23 protein-coding genes are annotated in these 20,296 nt (G+C 41.1%); 15 read left to right on the top strand and 8 right to left on the bottom strand.

Annotated elements, in window-relative coordinates; all coding sequences use genetic code 11:
• Positions 1 to 74: 74 nt before the first annotated feature.
• The 15 genes from pnp to rpsI all read left to right on the top strand — a co-directional run bounded on the left by pnp (position 75) and on the right by rpsI (position 12,063).
• A complete protein-coding gene (gene pnp, locus MHH90_RS09535) occupies positions 75 to 2,300 on the top strand; it encodes a polyribonucleotide nucleotidyltransferase (protein ID WP_024704296.1) in 2,226 nt (741 codons plus the stop codon).
• Positions 2,301 to 2,308: 8 nt separating this feature from the next.
• Positions 2,309 to 3,079: an SseB family protein gene (locus tag MHH90_RS09530; protein WP_011680618.1), complete on the top strand. Its 771-nt coding sequence runs from the start codon at positions 2,309 to 2,311 to the stop codon at positions 3,077 to 3,079.
• A gap of 72 nt (positions 3,080 to 3,151) precedes the next feature.
• Positions 3,152 to 3,772, top strand: a complete 621-nt coding sequence (gene cysE / locus MHH90_RS09525; RefSeq protein ID WP_002948444.1) for a serine O-acetyltransferase — start codon at positions 3,152 to 3,154, stop codon at positions 3,770 to 3,772.
• Between the two features lie 381 nt (positions 3,773 to 4,153).
• Positions 4,154 to 5,497 carry a cysteine--tRNA ligase gene (gene cysS / locus MHH90_RS09520; protein WP_011680619.1) on the top strand — a complete coding sequence of 448 codons (1,344 nt, stop codon included), beginning with the start codon at positions 4,154 to 4,156 and terminating at the stop codon, positions 5,495 to 5,497.
• Positions 5,490 to 5,891: a Mini-ribonuclease 3 gene (locus tag MHH90_RS09515; RefSeq protein WP_011680620.1), complete on the top strand. Its 402-nt coding sequence runs from the start codon at positions 5,490 to 5,492 to the stop codon at positions 5,889 to 5,891. The genes cysS and MHH90_RS09515 overlap by 8 nt, the downstream gene beginning before the upstream one ends.
• A 281-nt stretch (positions 5,892 to 6,172) precedes the next feature.
• A complete protein-coding gene (locus MHH90_RS09510; RefSeq protein ID WP_002948458.1) occupies positions 6,173 to 6,328 on the top strand; it encodes a hypothetical protein in 156 nt (51 codons plus the stop codon).
• A gap of 75 nt (positions 6,329 to 6,403) precedes the next feature.
• The gene (locus MHH90_RS09505; RefSeq protein ID WP_011680621.1) at positions 6,404 to 6,592 is read left to right on the top strand and encodes a hypothetical protein; all 189 of its coding nucleotides are present in this window, start codon (positions 6,404 to 6,406) and stop codon (positions 6,590 to 6,592) included.
• A 70-nt stretch (positions 6,593 to 6,662) separates the two neighbouring features.
• Positions 6,663 to 6,905, top strand: a complete 243-nt coding sequence (locus MHH90_RS09500) for a hypothetical protein (protein WP_011680622.1) — start codon at positions 6,663 to 6,665, stop codon at positions 6,903 to 6,905.
• 47 nt (positions 6,906 to 6,952) lie between these two features.
• A complete protein-coding gene (rlmB, locus tag MHH90_RS09495; RefSeq protein WP_100262598.1) occupies positions 6,953 to 7,696 on the top strand; it encodes a 23S rRNA (guanosine(2251)-2'-O)-methyltransferase RlmB in 744 nt (247 codons plus the stop codon).
• Between the two features lie 2 nt (positions 7,697 to 7,698).
• Entirely contained in the window at positions 7,699 to 8,214 is a 516-nt protein-coding gene (locus tag MHH90_RS09490; protein ID WP_084828427.1) for an NYN domain-containing protein, read from the top strand.
• 8 nt (positions 8,215 to 8,222) lie between these two features.
• Entirely contained in the window at positions 8,223 to 9,083 is an 861-nt protein-coding gene (locus tag MHH90_RS09485; protein ID WP_340725907.1) for a DegV family protein, read from the top strand.
• 300 nt (positions 9,084 to 9,383) lie between these two features.
• Entirely contained in the window at positions 9,384 to 9,884 is a 501-nt protein-coding gene (locus tag MHH90_RS09480; protein ID WP_011680625.1) for a hypothetical protein, read from the top strand.
• A gap of 147 nt (positions 9,885 to 10,031) precedes the next feature.
• Positions 10,032 to 10,988, top strand: a complete 957-nt coding sequence (locus MHH90_RS09475) for a ketopantoate reductase family protein (protein WP_011226761.1) — start codon at positions 10,032 to 10,034, stop codon at positions 10,986 to 10,988.
• 208 nt (positions 10,989 to 11,196) lie between these two features.
• Positions 11,197 to 11,643: a 50S ribosomal protein L13 gene (gene rplM / locus MHH90_RS09470; protein ID WP_002886374.1), complete on the top strand. Its 447-nt coding sequence runs from the start codon at positions 11,197 to 11,199 to the stop codon at positions 11,641 to 11,643.
• 27 nt (positions 11,644 to 11,670) lie between these two features.
• Positions 11,671 to 12,063 carry a 30S ribosomal protein S9 gene (gene rpsI / locus MHH90_RS09465; RefSeq protein WP_002947796.1) on the top strand — a complete coding sequence of 131 codons (393 nt, stop codon included), beginning with the start codon at positions 11,671 to 11,673 and terminating at the stop codon, positions 12,061 to 12,063.
• Positions 12,064 to 12,169: 106 nt separating this feature from the next.
• On the opposite strand, the gene MHH90_RS09460 is transcribed toward rpsI, so the two are convergent.
• The 8 genes from MHH90_RS09460 to MHH90_RS09425 all read right to left on the bottom strand — a co-directional run bounded on the left by MHH90_RS09460 (position 12,170) and on the right by MHH90_RS09425 (position 20,296).
• Positions 12,170 to 13,390 carry a tyrosine-type recombinase/integrase gene (locus MHH90_RS09460; protein ID WP_100273229.1) on the bottom strand — a complete coding sequence of 407 codons (1,221 nt, stop codon included), beginning with the start codon at positions 13,388 to 13,390 and terminating at the stop codon, positions 12,170 to 12,172.
• A gap of 12 nt (positions 13,391 to 13,402) precedes the next feature.
• The gene (locus MHH90_RS09455) at positions 13,403 to 13,675 is read right to left on the bottom strand and encodes a helix-turn-helix domain-containing protein (protein ID WP_100273230.1); all 273 of its coding nucleotides are present in this window, start codon (positions 13,673 to 13,675) and stop codon (positions 13,403 to 13,405) included.
• A gap of 182 nt (positions 13,676 to 13,857) precedes the next feature.
• Positions 13,858 to 14,970 carry a phage tail tip lysozyme gene (locus MHH90_RS09450; protein ID WP_100273231.1) on the bottom strand — a complete coding sequence of 371 codons (1,113 nt, stop codon included), beginning with the start codon at positions 14,968 to 14,970 and terminating at the stop codon, positions 13,858 to 13,860.
• Between the two features lie 18 nt (positions 14,971 to 14,988).
• Positions 14,989 to 15,216 (bottom strand): hypothetical protein, encoded by a 228-nt coding sequence (locus MHH90_RS09445; RefSeq protein ID WP_100273232.1) that lies wholly within the window; start codon positions 15,214 to 15,216, stop codon positions 14,989 to 14,991.
• Positions 15,203 to 17,116, bottom strand: coding sequence for a conjugal transfer protein (locus tag MHH90_RS09440; RefSeq protein WP_277426460.1), 1,914 nt, complete (start codon positions 17,114 to 17,116; stop codon positions 15,203 to 15,205). Before MHH90_RS09440 ends, MHH90_RS09445 begins: the two co-directional genes overlap by 14 nt.
• A gap of 14 nt (positions 17,117 to 17,130) precedes the next feature.
• Complete coding sequence (locus tag MHH90_RS09435; protein WP_100273234.1) at positions 17,131 to 19,635, bottom strand: ATP-binding protein; 2,505 nt, start codon at positions 19,633 to 19,635, stop codon at positions 17,131 to 17,133.
• 12 nt (positions 19,636 to 19,647) lie between these two features.
• Positions 19,648 to 20,070 carry a conjugal transfer protein gene (locus MHH90_RS09430; RefSeq protein ID WP_100273235.1) on the bottom strand — a complete coding sequence of 141 codons (423 nt, stop codon included), beginning with the start codon at positions 20,068 to 20,070 and terminating at the stop codon, positions 19,648 to 19,650.
• Position 20,071: 1 nt separating this feature from the next.
• Positions 20,072 to 20,296 carry a hypothetical protein gene (locus MHH90_RS09425; RefSeq protein WP_003104677.1) on the bottom strand — a complete coding sequence of 75 codons (225 nt, stop codon included), beginning with the start codon at positions 20,294 to 20,296 and terminating at the stop codon, positions 20,072 to 20,074.

Below are 20,296 nucleotides of genomic sequence, written 5' to 3'. Positions count from 1 at the left end.
ATATCAAATGAATGATATAAAGTTGACCAGTTCATTTTTGTGGGGCTGGTTATGGATAAAAAGAGGGATCAAACATGGCTAAACAAACTTTTGAGATGACCTTTGAAGGACGCCCACTTGTTGTGGAAGTGGGACAGGTAGCCAAGCAGGCTAATGGTGCCGTTGTAGTACGTTATGGAGATACAACCGTATTGTCAGTAGCTGTTATGTCTAAAAAGATGGCAACTGCAAATTTCTTTCCTTTACAGGTTAATTATGAGGAAAAAATGTATGCGGCTGGTAAGTTCCCAGGAGGCTTTAGCAAGCGTGAGGGACGACCTTCGACTGATGCCACTTTGACTGCTCGTCTTATTGACCGTCCTATTCGTCCCATGTTTGCGGAGGGTTTTCGTAACGAAGTTCAAGTCATTAATACTGTTCTCTCTTATGATGAGAATGCTAGTGCGCCAATGGCCGCTATGTTTGGGAGTTCTTTAGCACTTTCTATTTCGGATATTCCTTTCAATGGTCCTATTGCTGGGGTTCAAGTGGCTTATGCAGCGGAAGATTTCATCATCAACCCAAGTGCATCAGATAAAGAAGTTTCACATTTAGACTTGATAGTGGCAGGTACCAAGGAAGCCATCAATATGGTAGAAGCAGGTGCTCAGGAATTGTCAGAGGACATCATGTTGCAAGCACTTTTGAAGGGACATGAAGCTATTCAAGAGTTGGTTGATTTCCAAAATTATATTGTTGCGGCTGTTGGTAAGGAAAAGGCTGAGGTTGAACTGTTCCAAGTGGATGCTGATTTGAAGGCTGAAATTGAAGCAGTTTATTATGATCAGTTAGCTAAGGCTGTTCAGGTGGAAGAAAAACTGGTGCGTGAGGCAGCAACCAAGGCTGTTAAAGAAGAGGTCCTCGCTTCTTATCAAGAACGTTTTGCAGAAGATGAAGATAAGGAAACCATTCTACGTGATGTGGTAGAAATCCTTGAGCAGATGGAACATGCTGAAGTGCGCCGTCTGATTACAGAAGACAAGATTCGTCCTGATGGTCGTCGTGTGGATGAAATTCGTCCTTTGGATGCTGAAATTGACTTTCTGCCAAATGTTCATGGATCAGGTCTCTTTACACGTGGGCAAACCCAGGCCTTATCAGTCTTGACTTTAGCCCCTATGAGTGATACACAACTCGTTGATGGTTTGGATCCAGAGTATAAGAAACGTTTCCTTCACCACTACAATTTCCCTCAGTATTCGGTGGGTGAAACAGGGCGTTACGGTGCACCAGGCCGTCGTGAAATTGGTCACGGAGCTTTAGGTGAACGTGCCCTTGCTCAAGTTCTTCCAAGCGTTGAAGAGTTTCCATATGCTATCCGTTTGGTAGCTGAAGTCTTGGAGTCAAATGGTTCTTCTTCACAGGCTTCTATTTGTGCAGGCACTTTGGCTCTTATGGCCGGTGGGGTGCCGATTAAGGCACCTGTTGCGGGAATTGCCATGGGTCTTATTTCAGATGGAACCAACTACACTGTTCTAACCGACATTCAAGGTTTAGAAGATCATTTTGGTGATATGGACTTTAAGGTGGCTGGTACACGTCTAGGTATTACAGCTCTTCAGATGGATATTAAGATTTCAGGAATTACACCTGCTATTCTTGAGGAAGCTTTAGCTCAAGCTAAGGTGGCACGTTTTGAAATTCTTGATGTTATTGAGTCAGCGATTGCTGAACCACGTTCGGAATTGGCCCCAACAGCTCCTAAGATCGATAGTATTCAGATTCCTGTTGACAAGATTAAGGTTGTCATCGGTAAGGGTGGTGAAACCATTGACAAGATTATCGCTGAGACAGGTGTCACAATTGATATCGATGAAGAAGGACTCGTTCAGATTTTCTCTAGTGATCAGGATGCTATTGACCGTGCTAAAACAATCATCTCTGACCTTGTACGTGAAGCTAAGGTTGGCGAGGTCTACACCGTACCAGTTGTGCGTATTGAAAAGTTCGGTGCCTTTGTCCACCTCTTCAATAAGACTGATGCCTTAGTCCACATTTCAGAATTAGCTTGGAAACACACTGAGCATGTTGAAGATGTGGTTAAGGTTGGGGATATGGTAACCGTTAAAATTATCAAAATTGATGAAAAAGGTCGTGTTGATGCTTCAATCAAAACCTTGCTTCCTAAACCTGAAAAAAATGAAGACGGGGAAAATGGAGAAGAGCATCGTCACTGCTGTTGTTCTCATCATAAACCAGACCATCATAGTGAAAGTATGGAAGCACCGAAAAAAAGTGATGAATCAGAAACGAAAGAATAAATAGAAGAATGACAGAAAATCAAGAATTGCAAGCCTTTGATGAAACCTTGAGAGAGTTTTTAACGGAACCAGACCATTTTTTGACTAGTCTGTCCTTGGTTAATCACCTCCAACATACTCCGGTATTGGCAACTCAAAGCCTTTATGCAGTTGAAGTAGAAGGGAAGAAGGTTGTTCCTATCTTTACAAGTGAGCAGGATTTGCAAACCTTTAAAGATACTCAAGATAGTGCCAAAGAGCAGACTTGGGTAAAATGTTCAAGTTTAGATATTCTATCTCAGCTTGTTGAGGCAGAACTTTTTGGCCTTGCTTTTAACCTTAAAGAGGAGGGTGACTTCTCGAACACCACTCTTTTTGCAAGCAGTGAATTAATTCAATTCATCAACTATTTTACTCAGACTCTTAATAATCTTCTGGGTGAGAAAAATCAAAAGGCAGATCCTAAGGATAAGATTTATCTTGTTCCAGCCTTTGTTCACAAGCGCGAGGAAGATGGTCAGGATGACCGTTTCTTTGCGACTATGTCGAATGCAGAGGGGCAGAGCTATGTGCCTGTGTTTACAAACTTGACGAGCTTTGCTAAATGGTACGGGAGCGAGACTTTTGGTTTACCTTTCCGTAAGGCTAAAGGGACCATTCTGCAGTGGCCATTGGCAGAAATTTACCAGCCTTCAAGTGGCGAAAATGAGTTGGACAAGGTTCAAGGTGTTGTCATCAATCCTTTTGATGAGCATCCTGAGTTAGTCGATTGGGCTTATTTTGAGGATGATAGCAAGTAATCCTGGTATTATCAAACCTCTGAAAAAATAATAAGGCGACAGTAAACAATAATGATATAAGGAGTGACCTATATGGGGTGGTGGAAAGAAAGTATTGATATTGTAAAGAAAAATGATCCAGCGGCTCGGACAAGTTTGGAGGTTCTTTTAACCTATCCTGGTCTCAAAGCCTTGGCCGCTCATCGTATCTCACATTTTCTCTGGCGCCACAATTGTCGACTCTTAGCTCGTATGCATAGTCAATTTTGGCGATTTTGGACTCAGATTGAGATTCACCCTGGGGCTCAGATTGCTGAAGGTGTCTTTATTGATCACGGTTCTGGCCTTGTCATTGGTGAAACAGCTGTGGTTGAAAAAGGAGCTATGCTCTATCACGGTGTTACTTTAGGTGGTACTGGTAAAGATGTCGGAAAACGTCACCCAACCGTTCGTGAGGGTGCATTGGTTTCAGCCCATGCTCAGATTATTGGCCCTATTGAGATTGGAAAAAATGCCAAGGTAGGTGCAGGAGCTGTGGTTGTTGCCGATGTCCCAGAAGATGTTACGGTAGTTGGTGTCCCTGCTAAGGTCGTACGTGTTCACGGTAAAAAGGATGAAGAAGTGATTCATGACATTGAGGAAGGTCGTGAATACTATAGCGAAAAGCTAGAAGATCTTCTAAAAGCAGCTAGCTTTCACTCATCACGTCTATAAGGAAAGAAAAAGATGAGACTCTTTAGTTCAAAGGTGACTCGACTGACCGTTGTAGGTCCACTCGCTCTTGTTTACATTGCTTTACATAGAGGGGATTATAGCAGGACTGCTTTATGGTTTTGTATCTCTTTTTTGTGGGCTGGTATTGTCTACAAGCAACGTCACAAGTGAGACTTGAGTTGTGAAAAAATTGTTCAAAAGTAATCCTTTTTTGGTCTTTTATTTTATATAGTTGGGAGCTTTGTTTCTGCTTTGTTTCTTTTGGCTCAAGGTCTGCTAGTTGCGGCCATGGGGATTATCATTCTCGTTATACTCTTATGTTTATACTTAAACCATTTTAGGGATAAAAAATAGTCTCCAATTAATTGAAAGGAATCTCTAGTGATAAAAATTTATGATACAATGACACGTTCGCTCCGTGATTTCGTACCTTTGACAGAGAACACTGTCAATATGTATGTTTGCGGACCAACCGTCTACAATTATATTCATATCGGAAATGCCCGTTCAACAGTAGCTTTTGATACCATTCGTCGTTATTTTGAGTATCGTGGTTACACTGTTAACTACATTTCTAACTTTACAGATGTAGATGATAAGATTATCAAGGCGGCCAATGAAGTTGGTATTTCGACCAAAGAATTATCAGACAAGTTTATCACAGCCTTTATGGAAGATACCGCACAACTTGGAATCAAACCAGCAACACAAAATCCTCGTGTTATTAACTACATGGATGAAATCATTGCATTTGTATCAATCTTGATTGATAAAGGTTTTGCTTATGTTTCTGAAGGTGATGTATACTTCCGAGTAACTAAGTCAAACAATTATGCTAAATTAGCCAACAAGACCTTGGAAGATCTTGAAATTGGTGCTAGCGGACGTACGGATGCTGAGACAGATCGTAAGGAAGATCCTCTGGATTTTGCCCTTTGGAAAGCTGCCAAAGAAGGAGAGATTTCTTGGGAAAGTCCTTGGGGACCTGGACGTCCAGGCTGGCACATCGAATGTTCTGTTATGGCAACTGAAATCCTTGGGGATACTATCGATATCCATGGTGGAGGTGCGGACCTTGAGTTCCCACACCATACTAATGAAATCGCACAATCAGAAGCCAAGACTGGTAAGACCTTTGCTAATTACTGGATGCATAACGGTTTTGTCAATGTGGACAATGAGAAAATGTCAAAATCCTTGGGTAACTTTGTGACTGTTCATGATATGCTTAAGACGGTTGATGGGCAAGTGCTTCGCTTCTTCCTAGCGACACAACAGTATCGTAAACCAATTAACTTTACCGAGAAAGCTATCCATGATGCTGAAGTCAATCTCAAGTATTTGAAAAATACGCACAGTCTACCACTAACAGAAGAGGTAAGCCAAGCCGAATTGCAAGCTTATCTTGATGCTTTCCAGGCGGCTATGGATGATGACTTTAATACGGCAAATGGTGTGACTGTTCTGTTTGATATGGCTAAATGGATTAATTCAGGCAACTATGATGAAACTGTTAAAAATGCTTTTGAAAAAATTCTACAAGTCTTCGGTATTGTTTTCGAAGAAGAAACTCTTGATGAAGATATCGAAAAACTCATTGAAGAGCGTCAAGCAGCTCGTGCCAACAAGGACTTTGCGACAGCAGATCGTATTCGTGATGAGTTAGCTGCTCAAGGTATCAAACTTCTTGATACCAAGGAGGGCGTGAGGTGGACACGTGACTAAACACATTGATGTAAATCTTATTAATGGTATTGCACTCGCCTTTGAGGGAGATGCTGTTTATTCCTTATACATTCGCCGTCACCTGATTTTTCAAGGACAGACTAAGCCAAATCAATTGCATCGTCTAGCTACACGCTATGTTTCCGCCAAGGCTCAAGCTAGCCTCATTGAAAAAATGCTAGAGCGAGAGCTTTTGACTGAAAAAGAGCTGGACATCTACAAACGAGGTCGTAATGCTAAGAGTCATACCAAAGCTAAAAATACGGATGTTATTACCTATAAAATGTCAACAGGCTTCGAGGCAGTCATGGGTTATCTTCATATGACCGAGGATATCGACCGTCTAGAAGAGTTGGTTGCTTGGTGCATTGATGAAGTTGAAAAAGAAATCTAAAAATTCTGCTGAGAGCAGGATTTTTTGTTGTTTAAAATTCATCTAGATTGTGAAAAATAAACGATGTCTAAAAATCAAGATTGTTTGAGAATCAAAGTAATTCAGTGTTTTAACAATAAAAATAAGATAAAACTGATATTTAGAGGCTTTAAAATGAGGAAATTAAGGAGTGTCTGACACGTGTAATCCCGATACTATAACGTTTTTTAATAAAACTCTTTTAACAGAAAGTTAAAGAAGTCTATAATGTTAGTAAATGAGTCTATATCAAAAATGAGGAGGTGAATGAAATAGCTAAGGAAAAAGTTTTCTATACAACTTTTGTTGTTTTGATTTTGTCTAGTTTTATGTTGCAAACAGGTAAAGCAGACGAAGTTCAGGTGAAATCTGATGAAGCTAAAATAGATTATGTTAATAGTGAGGCATCAGCTCCGTAAGTTGATTTTTCTTCAGTTGAAGCCCAGGTAGAACCACCCAGTCAAGTAAGCTCAGTGGTAACCTCAACGTCACTGATGGTTTTCTCTTCATGTGAGACAGATGAGGCGCTTCTTGAGGTGCATTCTCAAGTTGATATTGTAGAAACGAGTGTTTCTATGGCTAAACCTCATTCAGAAGAGGCTCGTGTCCAGGCTCTTGGTGAGGACCGATCAGTAGCTGGATCTGAGCGAGGAGATTCAAGCCCAATATCTGAAGTGGCTTAAGAAACTGATAGATCTCTTGTATAGACAACTGCAGAAATAAGTCAGTTGGATAAAAGTATAGATTGAGAATTTGATCTATTCGTCAGAAGTAACCTTTACAGACGAACTTATCTCAGAGATTTCCGGAAACAGTTCAACAAGTGCAGGATCAATTGACATCTTACAAGCAGCAGGTAAAACCGTTACCCAGGCTGCGAGAAAGATTGCGGAATCAATTGCAGATCTAGATACAATTGGTAAGCAGACTTTGGCTGCTGCAAGGGTTGTTTTATTTCTTCTAGTGCTTTACCTAGCGGAAATTACATTTATTTAATACGCTTTGCCCTCGTAAGAGTGCTTTTTTTATGATAGAATAGGCATATGAAAACAACTAAAGAATCAATCCTGGACATTGTTTATGGTGTGCATGCTGTAACGGAGAGTCTAGAAGCTAATACTGGAAACAAACTCTATATTCAAGACGATCTTCGAGGGAAAAATGTGGATGCTATTAAGGCCTTGGCAGCTGAAAAGAAGGTTTCCATCTCTTGGACACCAAAGAAAACCTTGTCTGATATGACAGGTGGGGCTGTTCATCAAGGTTTCGTCCTTCGTGTGTCAGAGTTCGCTTACTCTGATCTCTCAGTTATTATGGATAAGGCTGAGCAAGAGGAGAACCCTCTGATTCTCATTTTAGATGGACTTAATGATCCTCATAACTTTGGTTCTATCCTACGAACGGCTGATGCTACTCAGGTGACAGGAGTCATTATTCCCAAGCATCGTGCTGTAGGGGTAACACCTGTCGTTGCCAAGACATCAACAGGAGCGGTGGAGTATATTCCGATTGCAAGAGTGACTAATCTTAGCCAAACCCTTGATAAGCTTAAAGAAGCAGGTTTTTGGGTATTTGGTACAGATATGAATGGTACAGCATCTCATAAATGGAACACAGCTGGCAAGATTGCTCTTATCATTGGTAATGAAGGTAAGGGGATCTCCGCTAACATCAAGAAACAAGTTGATGAGATGATTACTATTCCTATGGGTGGCCATGTGCAGAGCCTAAATGCCAGTGTGGCAGCTGCGGTTCTTATGTATGAAGTTTATCGAAACCGATTGTAACTATGAAAAAAAGAATACTTCTGGTTGATGGTTATAATATGATTGCCTTTTGGAAAGAAACCCGTCAACTCTTTAAGACCAATCAGCTTGACGAAGCTCGTGAAACACTGCTTCGTAAGCTTAATCATTATGCCAACTTTGAGCATATTGATATCATCTGTGTGTTTGATGCCCAGTTTGTTCCAGGGAATCGTCAGCGCTATGATCAGTACCGTGTCAGTGTTATTTTTACTGAGGAAGACGAGACAGCTGATAGCTATATTGAGCGCTCAGCAGCCGAGATGAATACTATTCAAAATCTAGTTGAAGTAGCAACTAGCGACTTAAATGAACAGTGGGCCATCTTTTCTCAAGGAGCTTTACGTGTTTCAGCACGTGAGTTGGAGGAGCGTGTTAATACCGTTAAGTCGGATTTAGACAAGATGTCAGCACATATTGACTTAACAACCCCCAAGTTACGTCCATGGGACGAAACACAATTAGGAAAATTACAGAACCTTTTAAATGAAATAAAATAGAGGGATATATGACATTTAAAATTTTGACAGATTCAACAGCAGATCTAGATGAAAAATGGTCTCAGGAGAATGATGTTGAACTTATTGGTCTAACCATTACGCTCGATGATATTACTTATGAGACCGTTGGCCCCAATCGATTAACGAGTGACCGTCTGTTGGAAGCTATGCAAGAAGGAGGTCAACCGACCACAAGTCAGGTGAATGTTGGTCAATTTGAAGAGGTTTTTCGTCGTCACGCTCAAAATGGTGATGATCTCCTTTATCTGGCCTTCTCATCAGTGCTTTCAGGTACTTATCAAAGTGCTGTTATGGCGCGTGACATGATTTTGGATGAGCATCCAGAAGCTGTCATTGAGATTATAGATACCCTGGCGGCAGCAGGTGGAGAAGGTTATCTCTCTATCTTGGCGGCAGAAGCTCGTGACCAAGGTAAGAGTTTAGCCAAAACGAAAGCCATGATTGAGGACATTCTGCCACGTTTACGAACTTATTTCTTAGTTGATGATCTCTATCATCTTATGCGTGGGGGCCGTCTTTCTAAGAGCTCAGCAATTATTGGTAGTTTGATTAATATCAAGCCTCTTCTTTGGCTAGACGATTCGGGTAAGTTGGTTCCTTTGGCTAAAATCCGTGGACGTAAAAAAGCCATTAAAGAAATGGTGTTGTATGCTACTCAGGATATTGGACATAGCACAGCGATTGTCGCTTATGCTAATGATTTAGAAGCTGCTGAGAATCTAAAAGAACAATTGTTAACAGTTAACGGCATTGAGCAAGTTCTTATTATGCCACTAGGTCCAGTTATTTCTACCCACGTCGGACCAGGGACATTAGCCATCTTTACGATTGGTGAGAAAGCTAGATAAAGTTAAAGTAAAAAGAGTAGTAAAATGCTGCTCTTTTATTGTAAAATGGGACTGTCAGGTGAATTTGACACGATGTAAAGGCACCTTAGCTAATATGTCAAGGATATTGGATAGTGTTTCAAAACGAAAAAGGAGATAATGTACTCGTTACGTCAGTAGCGAAAGGAGAGTTTTATAATGAATATCAACGAATTAAGAAAAAAGAATAATCTTAGTCAAGATGGGTTTGCTAATTTATTCCATGTATCTAGACAAACGGTTTCTAGTTGAGAAAATGGGAAAAGTTATCCCGATGTTGAAATGCTCATTAAAATTAGTCAACACTTTGGAATCTCAGTTGATGACTTAGTCAAAAATGAAATGCAATTGACGACTAACAACAAATCCAAGACGAACTCTCGCTTATGGTTGATTGCTCTACCAATTTTTGTCCTCATTTGTGTAATAGCTGTTGGTAGGAATAAACACAATAGCCAATCAGTTAATTTTTCCATGAAAGATGATAAAACTTATAAAAGTAATGATGCGGCACAAACCTCTCTGACAGTGGCTAAAGGATATTTTACAGTTCCAAAAGCTGGTAAATTAGAGGTCAAGGTTAATGCGACGACAGATAATGGCAACCTTCACCTAACTATCGTAGATAATAATCATCATCACTATTATCAAATAGATGGTGATGACTTAAAAGATTCACAAAAGCTCTATTTTAAAAGTGGAGACTATTGTATTCGCATTACAGCCGATGCTTATACAGAAAAAGTTGTTAGTTTGGATTACAATATTAAAGTTAATAGTTAGTGACTTGTTTGAAAAAGCACATGAAATCTTTCATTGCTTTATTTATAGGCTTTATTTATAGCTAGCCATAAGAAAATTTTATACCTGATTTCCTCCATATTCGACTGATGAAGTGATATAATTTTTTAAATCAAAGGAGGAAAAGACATGGCTTTGACTTATGCTGTACTTGGAAGTGGTGCAATGGGACTACGTTTTGGGCTGCTATTAAAAGAACACCTCGGTGCTCAAGTGGATTTTATTGATACGTGGGAAGAGCAAATCGACACGGTTAGAAAACAAGGTGGTGTTTATCAATCACGTGATGGTAAAAATCGTCATCTGATTCCAATTAGCATTCAGACACCAGAAGAATACCAAGGGAAACCAGATGTTTTTATCATTTTTGATAAACAAATGCATTTGTCACAGTTGCTCGAACGAAGTAAGCATTTCTTCCACGAAAATCAATATGTTTTCACAGGAATGAATGGCATGGGACATATCGAGAAAATCAATCGCTATTTTGTGCCTGAAAAAGTTTTAGCAGGAACTTGTCTGATTGGAACGGTCTTGAAAGACGCAGGAGATGTTGATTTTATTGGAAAAGCAGGTGCTGGTTCTATTAATATTGCCGCTCAATCAGGGACGGTCGATGATGTTCAAAAGCAGATAATAACTGAATTTGAAGCCTCAAACCTCAATCCAAATCTGACTGATAATTTTTTAGGAACACTTTACACAAAAGTTGTGTTCAATTCTGTCATCAATACCATTTGCACCCTTTTTGAAATTCGTATGGGACAATTCATTGATTATGAAGGTGCCGAAAAACTAGGACGTCAATTAATTGATGAAGCTTATAACGTTGCCGAATTAGCGGGCATTACTCCTCTGAATAGTCGTGATGAAGAATGGGAGACTATTCGGTATGTTAGCGCGGAAACAAGCCCTCTGCATTATCCGTCAATGTACCAAGATATGAACAAAGGACGTCAGACAGAAGTTGATTATATCAATGGTTATATCTATGATTTAGGCAGGACTTATAATTACCAAGCAAAAACGCATGACTTTTTACGCCACTTAGTTCACTTAGCAGAAAATACCCGTAAATTCCGCTAAGCGTTTTCTATGAAAAAGAAGAAAAAATCGCTAAAAAACTTAGAAAAGATGGTAGGTAAGTGTTGCCTTGGACTTGTTTTTTTGATATTATGTTAAACGGTATTGTTTACCCCATTTGAAAGGCCCCGGAACCTTCCAAATATACTTTTCGATGGGAAGGGACACCCATCACTCGTAAACAAAAATCGAACTATATATAGGAGAAATCATGAACAAAACAACATTTATGGCTAAACCAGGCCAAGTTGAACGTAAATGGTATGTCGTTGACGCAACTGATGTGCCACTTGGGCGTCTTTCTGCAGTAGTTGCTAGCGTACTTCGCGGAAAAAACAAACCAACTTTCACACCACACACTGATACAGGTGATTTCGTAATCGTTATTAATGCTGAAAAAGTTAAATTGACTGGTAAAAAAGCAACTGATAAGATCTACTACACTCACTCAATGTACCCAGGTGGTTTGAAACAAATCTCAGCAGGTGAACTTCGTTCTAAAAACGCTGTTCGTTTGATCGAAAAATCAGTTAAAGGTATGCTTCCACACAATACTCTTGGACGCGCACAAGGTATGAAATTGAAAGTCTTCGTTGGCGGTGAGCACACTCACGCTGCACAACAACCAGAAGTACTTGATATCTCAGGACTTATCTAATTCTAAGAGGAAAGGAGCACTAATATAATGGCACAAGCACAATATGCAGGTACAGGACGCCGTAAAAACGCTGTTGCACGCGTACGTTTGGTTCCAGGTACTGGTAAAATCACTGTTAACAAAAAAGATCTAGAAGAATACATCCCACACGCAGACCTTCGTCTCGTTATCAACCAACCTTTCGCAGTTACTTCAACTGAAGGTTCATACGACGTACACGTTAACGTTGTAGGTGGTGGATACGCTGGTCAATCAGGTGCGATCCGTCACGGTATCGCTCGTGCACTTCTTCAAGTAGACCCAGACTTCCGCGATTCATTGAAACGCGCTGGACTTCTTACTCGTGATGCACGTATGGTTGAACGTAAGAAACCAGGTCTTAAGAAAGCTCGTAAAGCTAGCCAGTTCTCAAAACGTTAATTATCAGCGATATATCAACGTTTCAAGGCATTCAAGAGTTGTCTCTTGGGTGTCTTTTTTTGCTCTAAAATCAAAAGTTTCCCTGAAAATTTCCCTGAAATTTCCCTTAGCTCTTTTTGATGATTCGGAAGGCTGTTTCACCAACTGTTTGCTTAACAGTGTTTTTGGTATTGATATATGTCTTTGTGATTGACTGGTTACTATGTGTAAGTGCTTCTGAAATCTCGTCAATAGACCGACCAGCTTTTTTAGCTAGAGTTGCTGCTGTATGTCGTAATTTATGAGGCGTAGCAGGAGCAAGTTCCGGGTGTCGTCTTTTAATAGAATTCATCCGATAGTTTAGATAGTCGATATGAACTACTTTGTTAATATTGTTGCTTCGGTCATTATATGTAAAAACAAATTGATTATTGGTCTGTTTAATTCCAAAGAGTTTTAGTTCTTCCCGCTGGATGGCTTTCCATTCCTTAAGAAGTCTCATAAGTTCTAAGGGAGCGTTAAAAAGTGTTTTCTTGCCTCCTTTTGTTGACTTGACGTTTCCAAATCTATCCAGAGCATTTTCTATTAGAATCTCATTTTGGTTGAAGTCAATATGTTTCCACTGTAAAGCATAAGATTCAGATTTCCTATCTGATAAGAAGAAAGTGGTATAGAAAAGGACATAGTCTTTAAACTCAATCAGTCCCTGATTTAAATCATCATCAAAGGCTTTTAACCAGAGTCGAAGCTCTTCTTCATCGAGGGCTAAATCTTCTTCTCGCTTACTCTCTTTAAGTATCTGCTTCTTTGTGGCCTTAATACGGCTGATTGTTTTGTGGAGTCGATTGACAGGGATAAATTCTAGTTCTTCCGCCCAGTCAAAAACAGAGTTGATGTAGCCACGGAGTGCTTTGAAATTGGCGTAGCTATTTGCTTTTCCAGTCAATAGTGAGAGGACTAGCTGCTTATTTTCATTAAGGTAGCTAATTGAATATTTACCAAGAAGTGGTAGGATATGAAGCCGAAACAGATTTTCGGTCTGGAAAACTGTAGCAAGTGTTGGAGGTTTATTTGTTGTTGTGGTTTGTCCAGCTTTATATGGCTCTAACCAGACATCTTTATAGAAGTCAGCGAAAAGAATATCTTCTTTACGGACTGGCTTTTGATAGTGTTTATTAAGCTTGGCTTTTTCAATATCAACAGATAATTTCAATTCAGCATCTTTAGCTTCACGTCTCGTCTTAAAGCGTTTCTCGTAGTAAGCACCAAGTCCTAATTTTGGTTGAACTTCATTAGGTATATAGACTTTCAAATGATACGTGCCATTTTTTGTTTTTTTGATAGACATAGACAATCCTTTCTAGGCAGAGATTTCAAGTCTTGCCATCCAATGATTGACGCTTTCCTTATTGAATCGTATGGATTTACCAATTTTGATATATGGTAATCCCATAGAAATCCATAGGTCAAGAGTATTGTTAGAAATCCCTAGATAATCACAGGCTTGTCGTTTATTTAAAAAAGGAGAATCAGCACCAACTGATTCTCTTGCATTTTTAACTTCTGATTTGATTAACTCTCCAATCATATGCTGGAGTTCAAGAGTTTGTTCTTCTGCTAAAATAACTTGCATGGTCATTTCCTCCTATACGTAGTATTTAAAAAAACGAAAACAAGCCCATTTCTGAGCTTGCTTCCAAGGAGATTATGAAAAAGAAAAGTTATTTAGGATGAATACAGTATATCTGAGCCACCCTAAACAAATCTTAAATCATAATCGTAAAAACAATAAAGAATCGTAAAAATTCGTAAATCTTATTGTGCAACCGCAAAGCTGTAGTAGCTTTGGTTGCTGAGAACGGCGTAGTGTGGTTTGTTTTGAACGCCACCGACATTACATTCTGAGATAAGGAAGGTTCCGTCTTGGTTGACAGCTTCCACAAATGCGACGTGACCATATTCAGCATAGGTGCCTCCGTAGCCACCTTGGACGGACATAACAGCGCCAACTTGAGGCTCGGATACTTGTTTCCAACCACGAGAGACAAGACTAGCCACCCAATCTTGACCATTTCCGTTGTAGTTGTAGATAGCTGAGTTGGTACAGATGCCTGTCTCAATCAGTCTATTGCAAACATACCAGGTACATTGTCCAGCAGGATAGGTATTGTTTCCTTGAGTCGTGACAGTGTTCTCACTAGGAACCCCGTATTTGAGTTTTCCAAGGTATTCTGGTGGCAAGTCAAAGGTAGAAGTTAGAGTACCAGTAGCAAGCCCTGTATCGCCTGAGAAAGTGACAGAGGAGTCTGAGGTGATTGTTCCGTCAAACACTTTAAACCACTTGTCGGCATCCGTTTGGAGCTTCTCTGCTTTGGTTTGACCGTCCGAGAGTGCGACACCTTCATAATGTTCTGACCAGTACAAAGCAGCATCTCCAGGGTCAGTTGCTTTTTGCATTTCAGTTTTGACTTTTTTGTAGGCACCGTTTAACTCGGTTGACATGAGTTGGAGTTCAACATCAGCATCCAGCGTTCGACTAGAAGCCTGTGCCCAGCGGTCACCGTTGACAGTGTTAGACCAGCCCGACCATTGGAAGTAACCAGCTACCCCACCGCCAGTGTTGATGGCTTTGGGGTCAAATCCTGATTCACGTTCTGCAACGGCTAAATTACCAGATGAACCAGCCAGAGTAAATCCTTCTTTGGATAGCTGGTAGTTGAGGATTTTGATGACATCTTCTGCCCGTTCTTCTGTGATTGAGGCTTTTTGAGCCACCTCTTTAGCTGTTAGTGTCGTTCGCTTCCCAGTTGAACTACCATTACTTGATGTATTAGACGAGTCACCAGTTATCGCAGCTGCACAAATGATGACAAGTAATAGGGGCAACAGAAGCGAAGAGAGAAGACTCAGTTTGAATAGTTTTTTCATGTGTCCCTATCACCTCCTTTAGTGTTTAAGATAGGCTTTGAAGATAACTGTTCCAAAGAGCCATTTGGCATCTAGGACAGCTGGAATAGCACGGCAGAGTTCGATAATCCGTTTGGCTTCTTGGTCATTAACGGGATAAAGGACAGTTACCTTGATAGCCTTTAAGTCATTTTCATAGGCTTGGTAAATGTACTTTTCAAGGATTGGTTGAATCTGACTTCTCGTATATATCCTAATAGTGTCCATTTTGTTCACCTCGCAATCTGTTGAGTTCTTGAGTGAGACGGTTCTTACGCTCGATATTGGCTTTGATTTTGTCGTCCCTGGTCAGTGTTTGACGGAAGCTTCGGGTAAAGGCGTTTGAGCCTTGGGCTTGATACATGGCACCTGCATCATCATAGGCGCTAAGTTCCCTTTCCAAGCGTTCCATTTTCCGTTGTTTGCGTGGAGATACCCAATGCTCCTTGAGTTCCTGGAATTCCATTTCTGGTGGTGGAGGAGTTGTTGGTTGAGTAGGGATAGCTTCAGGAGTTGGTGTTTTCTCCTGGATTGGCTTATCTGTTGGAATATCCTGTTTTGGAAGATTTGGTTCAGAGGATGTTGGTGGCAGTTGGTCAGGTGTTGGAACAGATTGTTCAGTCAGTTGTTCTGTTGGAAGGTCCGGTTCCTCAGCTGGTTCAGGATTTGGTTTTGACCGTCTAAAGAAGTTGCCAACTTCCTTGATGTGAGAAGAAGCGTTCATAGCACTTCCAGCCACAAAACCAGTACCAGCCATGGCAAAGTTACCCAAGTGTTGGGCAGTCTCAAAGCTACGTGACGGCATCTGTTGGATGAGGTCTTTGCCCTGGCTAACTTTGTTTTCAACTTGGTTTCCAATGTCTTCCATCTTGATGCGAGCCCGTGAGCCCATGATGAATTCAATGAGTTCCCCCTTATAAATCCAGAGGAAATAATAGACGGCAGCTTTGGCAACGACTGAAAGAATGAGCTTGAAGAGGAGAGCGAATGTTCCTAAAGATGGGAACGTTTCGATGACGCCGTCAAATCCAGAGGTAATCAAGGTTTCAATGACTTTTTCGATGTAGAAGATAATGAGTGTGATGAGTGTCGTAATCGTAGGGAAAACGAGACCACCAAACATGACCTTGAAAATCCCAAAGATGATATCTTGCATGGCAGGGATAAAGGAAATGAGAAGAGCGATAGGGAACAGGAGAATCATGACTAGGACTAAGAGTTGAGCAATCAGATTCAGAAGTTGTACCAGGATAATTGGAACCGCAATAACGATGGCTTCAATAATTTTGAAGATGACGTAGAAGGTCTTGATGAAAAGATAATCCCAGACGGCTGATACCCAGCGGTTCTTTTCCTTCCCGTCATCAGCTTTATCACCAAGTTTATCCAGATAGTCTTTTCTATCTTTGTTTTTGACCGCTACAAATTTTCCTGAGTCATCCACGCTTCCCAAGACTTTAGCATCATCGAAGGCTTCCTCTTCACCTGTTTGGTTATTGACGTATTTTCCGTTTTCTTGACCCGTGTTGACAAAGACATAGGCAGTGTAGGAAGTTTGTGCGATATAGCTATCAGCCATGGATTTTCCTACCTTGATTGACTTATTCTCACCATAAGAAACGGAGATATTGGAAATCTTAGAGGTGACAGTATCCGCAAGGTTATCAACCGTATCAAGGATGTAGAGCCCACCAGAGGTAGAAGCGACGGTTCCAAAGTAACCAAATCCAAGCAGTACGACGAGCAGCACATGAAGGACTTTTCGCATGAAGTTTCCACGAGAAAAGAAATACTGGTAGAAGAGGTAAAAGGCTCCGATGGTCAGAAGCATGGAAACTAGGGAACCACTTGATAATCCGCCAGAAGTTGAACCTGTTAGTCCCTGCCAGATGGATTTAGCAGCGTTATAGACATAGGTTTTGTAAGAGTCGTAGAGGTCAATGTTCTCCATGATACGAATCATGAGGGAGAAGAAACCGACCACTAGATTGAGCAGAAAGAAAAAGAGATTGACGAAAATCTCATTCATTGCCACGATAATGGAGGTCTCAATTTTTGACGTCTTTTCCAGATACGATTTTAAGGCGAAGATGTCCACGCCTTTTAGTTTCTCAAAGGCTTCTTGCATGTGAGCCCTCCTTTCTAACTAGCATATTTATTTTCAAGGCTAGATGATACCGTTGCTTTCATTGGTTTTAGAAGCATGTCGATGTCTTCAAAGATGTTGTGAATGGAAATCATGTTTAGATTGCCATAGACGTCATAGTAGAGGCATTGCCCTGAAATCATGTTGTCAATCCATTCCAGGTTGCTTTCTGTTGGTTCCAGATTGACGTGCTTGAGAATATCTTCTCGTTCTGATTTTTCGTAGAAGGCAAAGATAGTTCCAAATCCAGTGGTGTCATCATCATTTTCAGCATCGTGGACAGATTGTGTGATGAGTGCCAGAGTGTTATTTTTCGAGCGACCAATACGGCGCATATTCTTGATAACGGCTTGACCTTCGGCAGACTTCATAAGAATCCAGGCTTCGTCAAAGAACTCAATGGTATCTTCACTTTCATCACGTTCTCCAAAGTGGGTACAGAAAGCACCAAGGGCAAACATAAGAGCGATAGAGTTTCGTTCGTGGTCTGAAATCTTCGTTGCGTCTGTCTTAGGCAATTTCAGGTTCGCAACTTCAAGTATAGTGACTTGTGACTCATAATTGAGCCCTTGCGTTGTTCCATCAGAGAAGGCAAGTTCCAAGATGGAATTGGTCACAATAGAAGTGAGGTAGCGACCAACTGATGCGATTTGGTCATTATCACTGTCTTTGAGTGCTTCCAGAACGTGCTTAAAGCCAACGGTTTGACCTGTTTGTCTCTTGTCGACTATGTCGTTGATGGTTTCGGTAATGGCTGTCTTCTGATCCATGGTGACGTTGTCAACCGCTTGGAGCAAGAATTCCAGCATATTTTTAGCGACCTCAACGGCTTGTTCTTTATCCAGAACGACAATCGGGTCAAGCACTCCATGGTTAGAGGTGAGTGAGCTATCAAGAGTGACAAAGTTAAAGGCTTCAATTTGTTTCTTGCGTTCAGGATAGAGGTGGGCAAACTCAGGACTATTGATGATTTCTTGGTAGTGATAGCGGAGTTCTCGTTTGGGGTCAATGTAGAGTGTCTTCACGTTTTGAAGGGCAACAGATAAGAAGATAATCTGTGCTAGGAAGGATTTCCCTTGACCTGTAGCGCCCGTAATGATGATGTGTGGGTTCTTGGTAATTTTGCCTGCAATGTCTTCTTTATTACCGACAGTCGCATTAAAGAGGACAATGTTTTTGGAGGCGTTGATGGCTTTTTCGATATTGTCCCAGCGACCTGTCCAGTTATCGACTCGTCCGATATACCAGCCAATACGGTTACCAGCGGATGTGTTGGTAAAAGGCATGAGCTCCGCAAATCCACGACTGGTGACCATGTGTGTCCAGGTTCGAGTTTTCTTCTGCAAGTCTTGACCGTAGAGTAACGCTTGGAAGAGATAAGGAGTGTCATGGCTAGCCTCACTGATTTCAACGCCCATGTCATCAAAGTAGTTGAGGACGACTTGACGTCGACTTCTCAGCTGACTAAGGGAAGAACCAGAGACAATGAGATAAGCACCATATTCAATAATTTCTTCTTTATTCCCTACTTTCTTCATCAGGTCTTTCAGAGAGAAAGAACCCATGATAATTTCGTCTTGTTGGACGGTATCGGTATTCTCAGCTTCTTCCATGATGTTCTTGTAGCGAGTGTTAGAACGTCCCATTTTCCCTTTAATTTTATTGCGGTCAATAAATTCAGCCTTGAAGCGCAATTCTACGGGGAAGTTAAGACGTTGAACAAATTCTCCTAGATGGAAGCCGTTGAAGATGGTATTGAATTTCCCGACAGGAAGTATGGTCACAAAAGAATTGCCGTAGGGAGTTTCGAGTTTGAGAAAGCCTCCGTTCATGCTTTTAATCAGGGTGTCTGTGACATTGAAAAGGAAACGGTTAGCAATGACTTCTTTCTTGAGGTGGGGAATGTAGCGGAGGTATTGCATCCGTTGGTAGTAGAAGAGTTCATCATCTGTGAGACGGCGGCAACGAAGGGTTGAAAGCACTTGGTAGATGACTTGTTCATCAGCGAGATAGTCTTCAAACCAGGGCTTTTCTTCTTCCAGTTCAAAGCCTAGCCCGTTAGCCAGGGTCTCTGAAATCTCAGAGAGTCGTTCATAGGCGAGGTCAGCAAGACTAGCTCCCTTGTCATGTTTTCTCAATCGGACACCGACTAGCCAGTCAAACTGATAAGGGATTTCCATTTCATCTGTCAGCTTATCCACAGTGTAGAGTAGCAGGTCTTTACCGAGTGCTTGATTGTTTGGTGAGAGAGCATCCATAAAGTCACGCATCTTTTCTTCTAGGAGGTAATCCTTGGGAATGAGAGAAATATCAAAGTACTGGTTTTTAGCCAACTTTTTGAGCATTTGGCTGACTGTGATTTTGTGCTTTCCTTTTTTCTCATTATCAGTAATGGTGATAGGCGTATTAGGAATACGGTAGTAAGCCATGACTTGCTTGTCTTTGCGAAAAGCTAAGTTTTCATGCGTGGCTTTAATGGGGTATTGTAGTTTTAGTGCCATAGTGCCTCCTTTCTAAAGGTGTGTTTGTTCAAAGACAATGTCTTCATCGTCATAAGGTTCCACTCGTTCATCGTGGTAGATGGCTTTCTTGTTCCAACGAAATTCATAGAGGTAACGGAAGTAATCAGCCAGAAAGATGTGCATTTTCTTACCGTGTGGTTCATACTCTGTGTAGCATTTGGCGAGTTTGTAAGGAACGTAAGCATAGAGCAACATGGAGATAGAGTGGGTGATTTGGGCTAATGGGACAAGGATGAAAGAAAGTCCCAGAAGCATGATGACAAAGACGAGAATGAAAACAACAAAAAAGGACAGCTGCATCGGTGTTGCGAAGTACCAGATACGTGCCCCTTTTTGTGTCTTGATTTCTTGAATCCAGTAAGGAGCATTTAGCCCCCTAGCGTAGTCATAGAGTGGTTCTTTCTCATTGTTCATATCAGAGCCCCGTTTCAATACCGATGAGGCGTAGGAACCAACCAATGACAGAGAGAATCTGTTGTCCTTTGGTCATGGACACGATAATCCCCCAAAATCCGATAACGGAAAAAAGTTGGAGCCAGGAGCTATTTTTCCAAGCCTTGATGGCTAGCAGGATTGCCACAGCAGTGATAATCCAAGCACCATCACCTTGGAGGAATTGTTGTAGTGAGCTTGTGTTCAT

The sequence above is a fragment of the Streptococcus sp. FSL E2-3488 genome, assembly GCF_038003585.1.
GTDB lineage: Bacteria > Bacillota > Bacilli > Lactobacillales > Streptococcaceae > Streptococcus > Streptococcus thermophilus.
This window is presented reverse-complemented; position numbering and strand designations above follow the sequence as displayed.

Excerpts from the sequence above, each read along its gene's own strand:
- MHH90_RS09505 (WP_011680621.1), top strand. The coding sequence starts at position 6,404 with ATGGTTTTCTCTTCATGTGAGACAGATGAGGCGCTTCTTGAGGTGCAT.
- cysE (WP_002948444.1), top strand. The coding sequence starts at position 3,152 with ATGGGGTGGTGGAAAGAAAGTATTGATATTGTAAAGAAAAATGATCCA.
- rlmB (WP_100262598.1), top strand. The coding sequence starts at position 6,953 with ATGAAAACAACTAAAGAATCAATCCTGGACATTGTTTATGGTGTGCAT.
- MHH90_RS09455 (WP_100273230.1), bottom strand. The coding sequence starts at position 13,675 with ATGCAAGTTATTTTAGCAGAAGAACAAACTCTTGAACTCCAGCATATG.
- MHH90_RS09435 (WP_100273234.1), bottom strand. The coding sequence starts at position 19,635 with ATGGCACTAAAACTACAATACCCCATTAAAGCCACGCATGAAAACTTA.
- MHH90_RS09460 (WP_100273229.1), bottom strand. The coding sequence starts at position 13,390 with ATGTCTATCAAAAAAACAAAAAATGGCACGTATCATTTGAAAGTCTAT.
- MHH90_RS09490 (WP_084828427.1), top strand. The coding sequence starts at position 7,699 with ATGAAAAAAAGAATACTTCTGGTTGATGGTTATAATATGATTGCCTTT.
- MHH90_RS09530 (WP_011680618.1), top strand. The coding sequence starts at position 2,309 with ATGACAGAAAATCAAGAATTGCAAGCCTTTGATGAAACCTTGAGAGAG.
- MHH90_RS09475 (WP_011226761.1), top strand. The coding sequence starts at position 10,032 with ATGGCTTTGACTTATGCTGTACTTGGAAGTGGTGCAATGGGACTACGT.
- MHH90_RS09485 (WP_340725907.1), top strand. The coding sequence starts at position 8,223 with ATGACATTTAAAATTTTGACAGATTCAACAGCAGATCTAGATGAAAAA.
- rpsI (WP_002947796.1), top strand. The coding sequence starts at position 11,671 with ATGGCACAAGCACAATATGCAGGTACAGGACGCCGTAAAAACGCTGTT.
- MHH90_RS09425 (WP_003104677.1), bottom strand. The coding sequence starts at position 20,296 with ATGAACACAAGCTCACTACAACAATTCCTCCAAGGTGATGGTGCTTGG.
- pnp (WP_024704296.1), top strand. The coding sequence starts at position 75 with ATGGCTAAACAAACTTTTGAGATGACCTTTGAAGGACGCCCACTTGTT.
- rplM (WP_002886374.1), top strand. The coding sequence starts at position 11,197 with ATGAACAAAACAACATTTATGGCTAAACCAGGCCAAGTTGAACGTAAA.
- MHH90_RS09445 (WP_100273232.1), bottom strand. The coding sequence starts at position 15,216 with ATGGACACTATTAGGATATATACGAGAAGTCAGATTCAACCAATCCTT.
- MHH90_RS09440 (WP_277426460.1), bottom strand. The coding sequence starts at position 17,116 with ATGCAAGAAGCCTTTGAGAAACTAAAAGGCGTGGACATCTTCGCCTTA.
- MHH90_RS09480 (WP_011680625.1), top strand. The coding sequence starts at position 9,384 with ATGCTCATTAAAATTAGTCAACACTTTGGAATCTCAGTTGATGACTTA.
- MHH90_RS09450 (WP_100273231.1), bottom strand. The coding sequence starts at position 14,970 with ATGAAAAAACTATTCAAACTGAGTCTTCTCTCTTCGCTTCTGTTGCCC.
- MHH90_RS09430 (WP_100273235.1), bottom strand. The coding sequence starts at position 20,070 with ATGAACAATGAGAAAGAACCACTCTATGACTACGCTAGGGGGCTAAAT.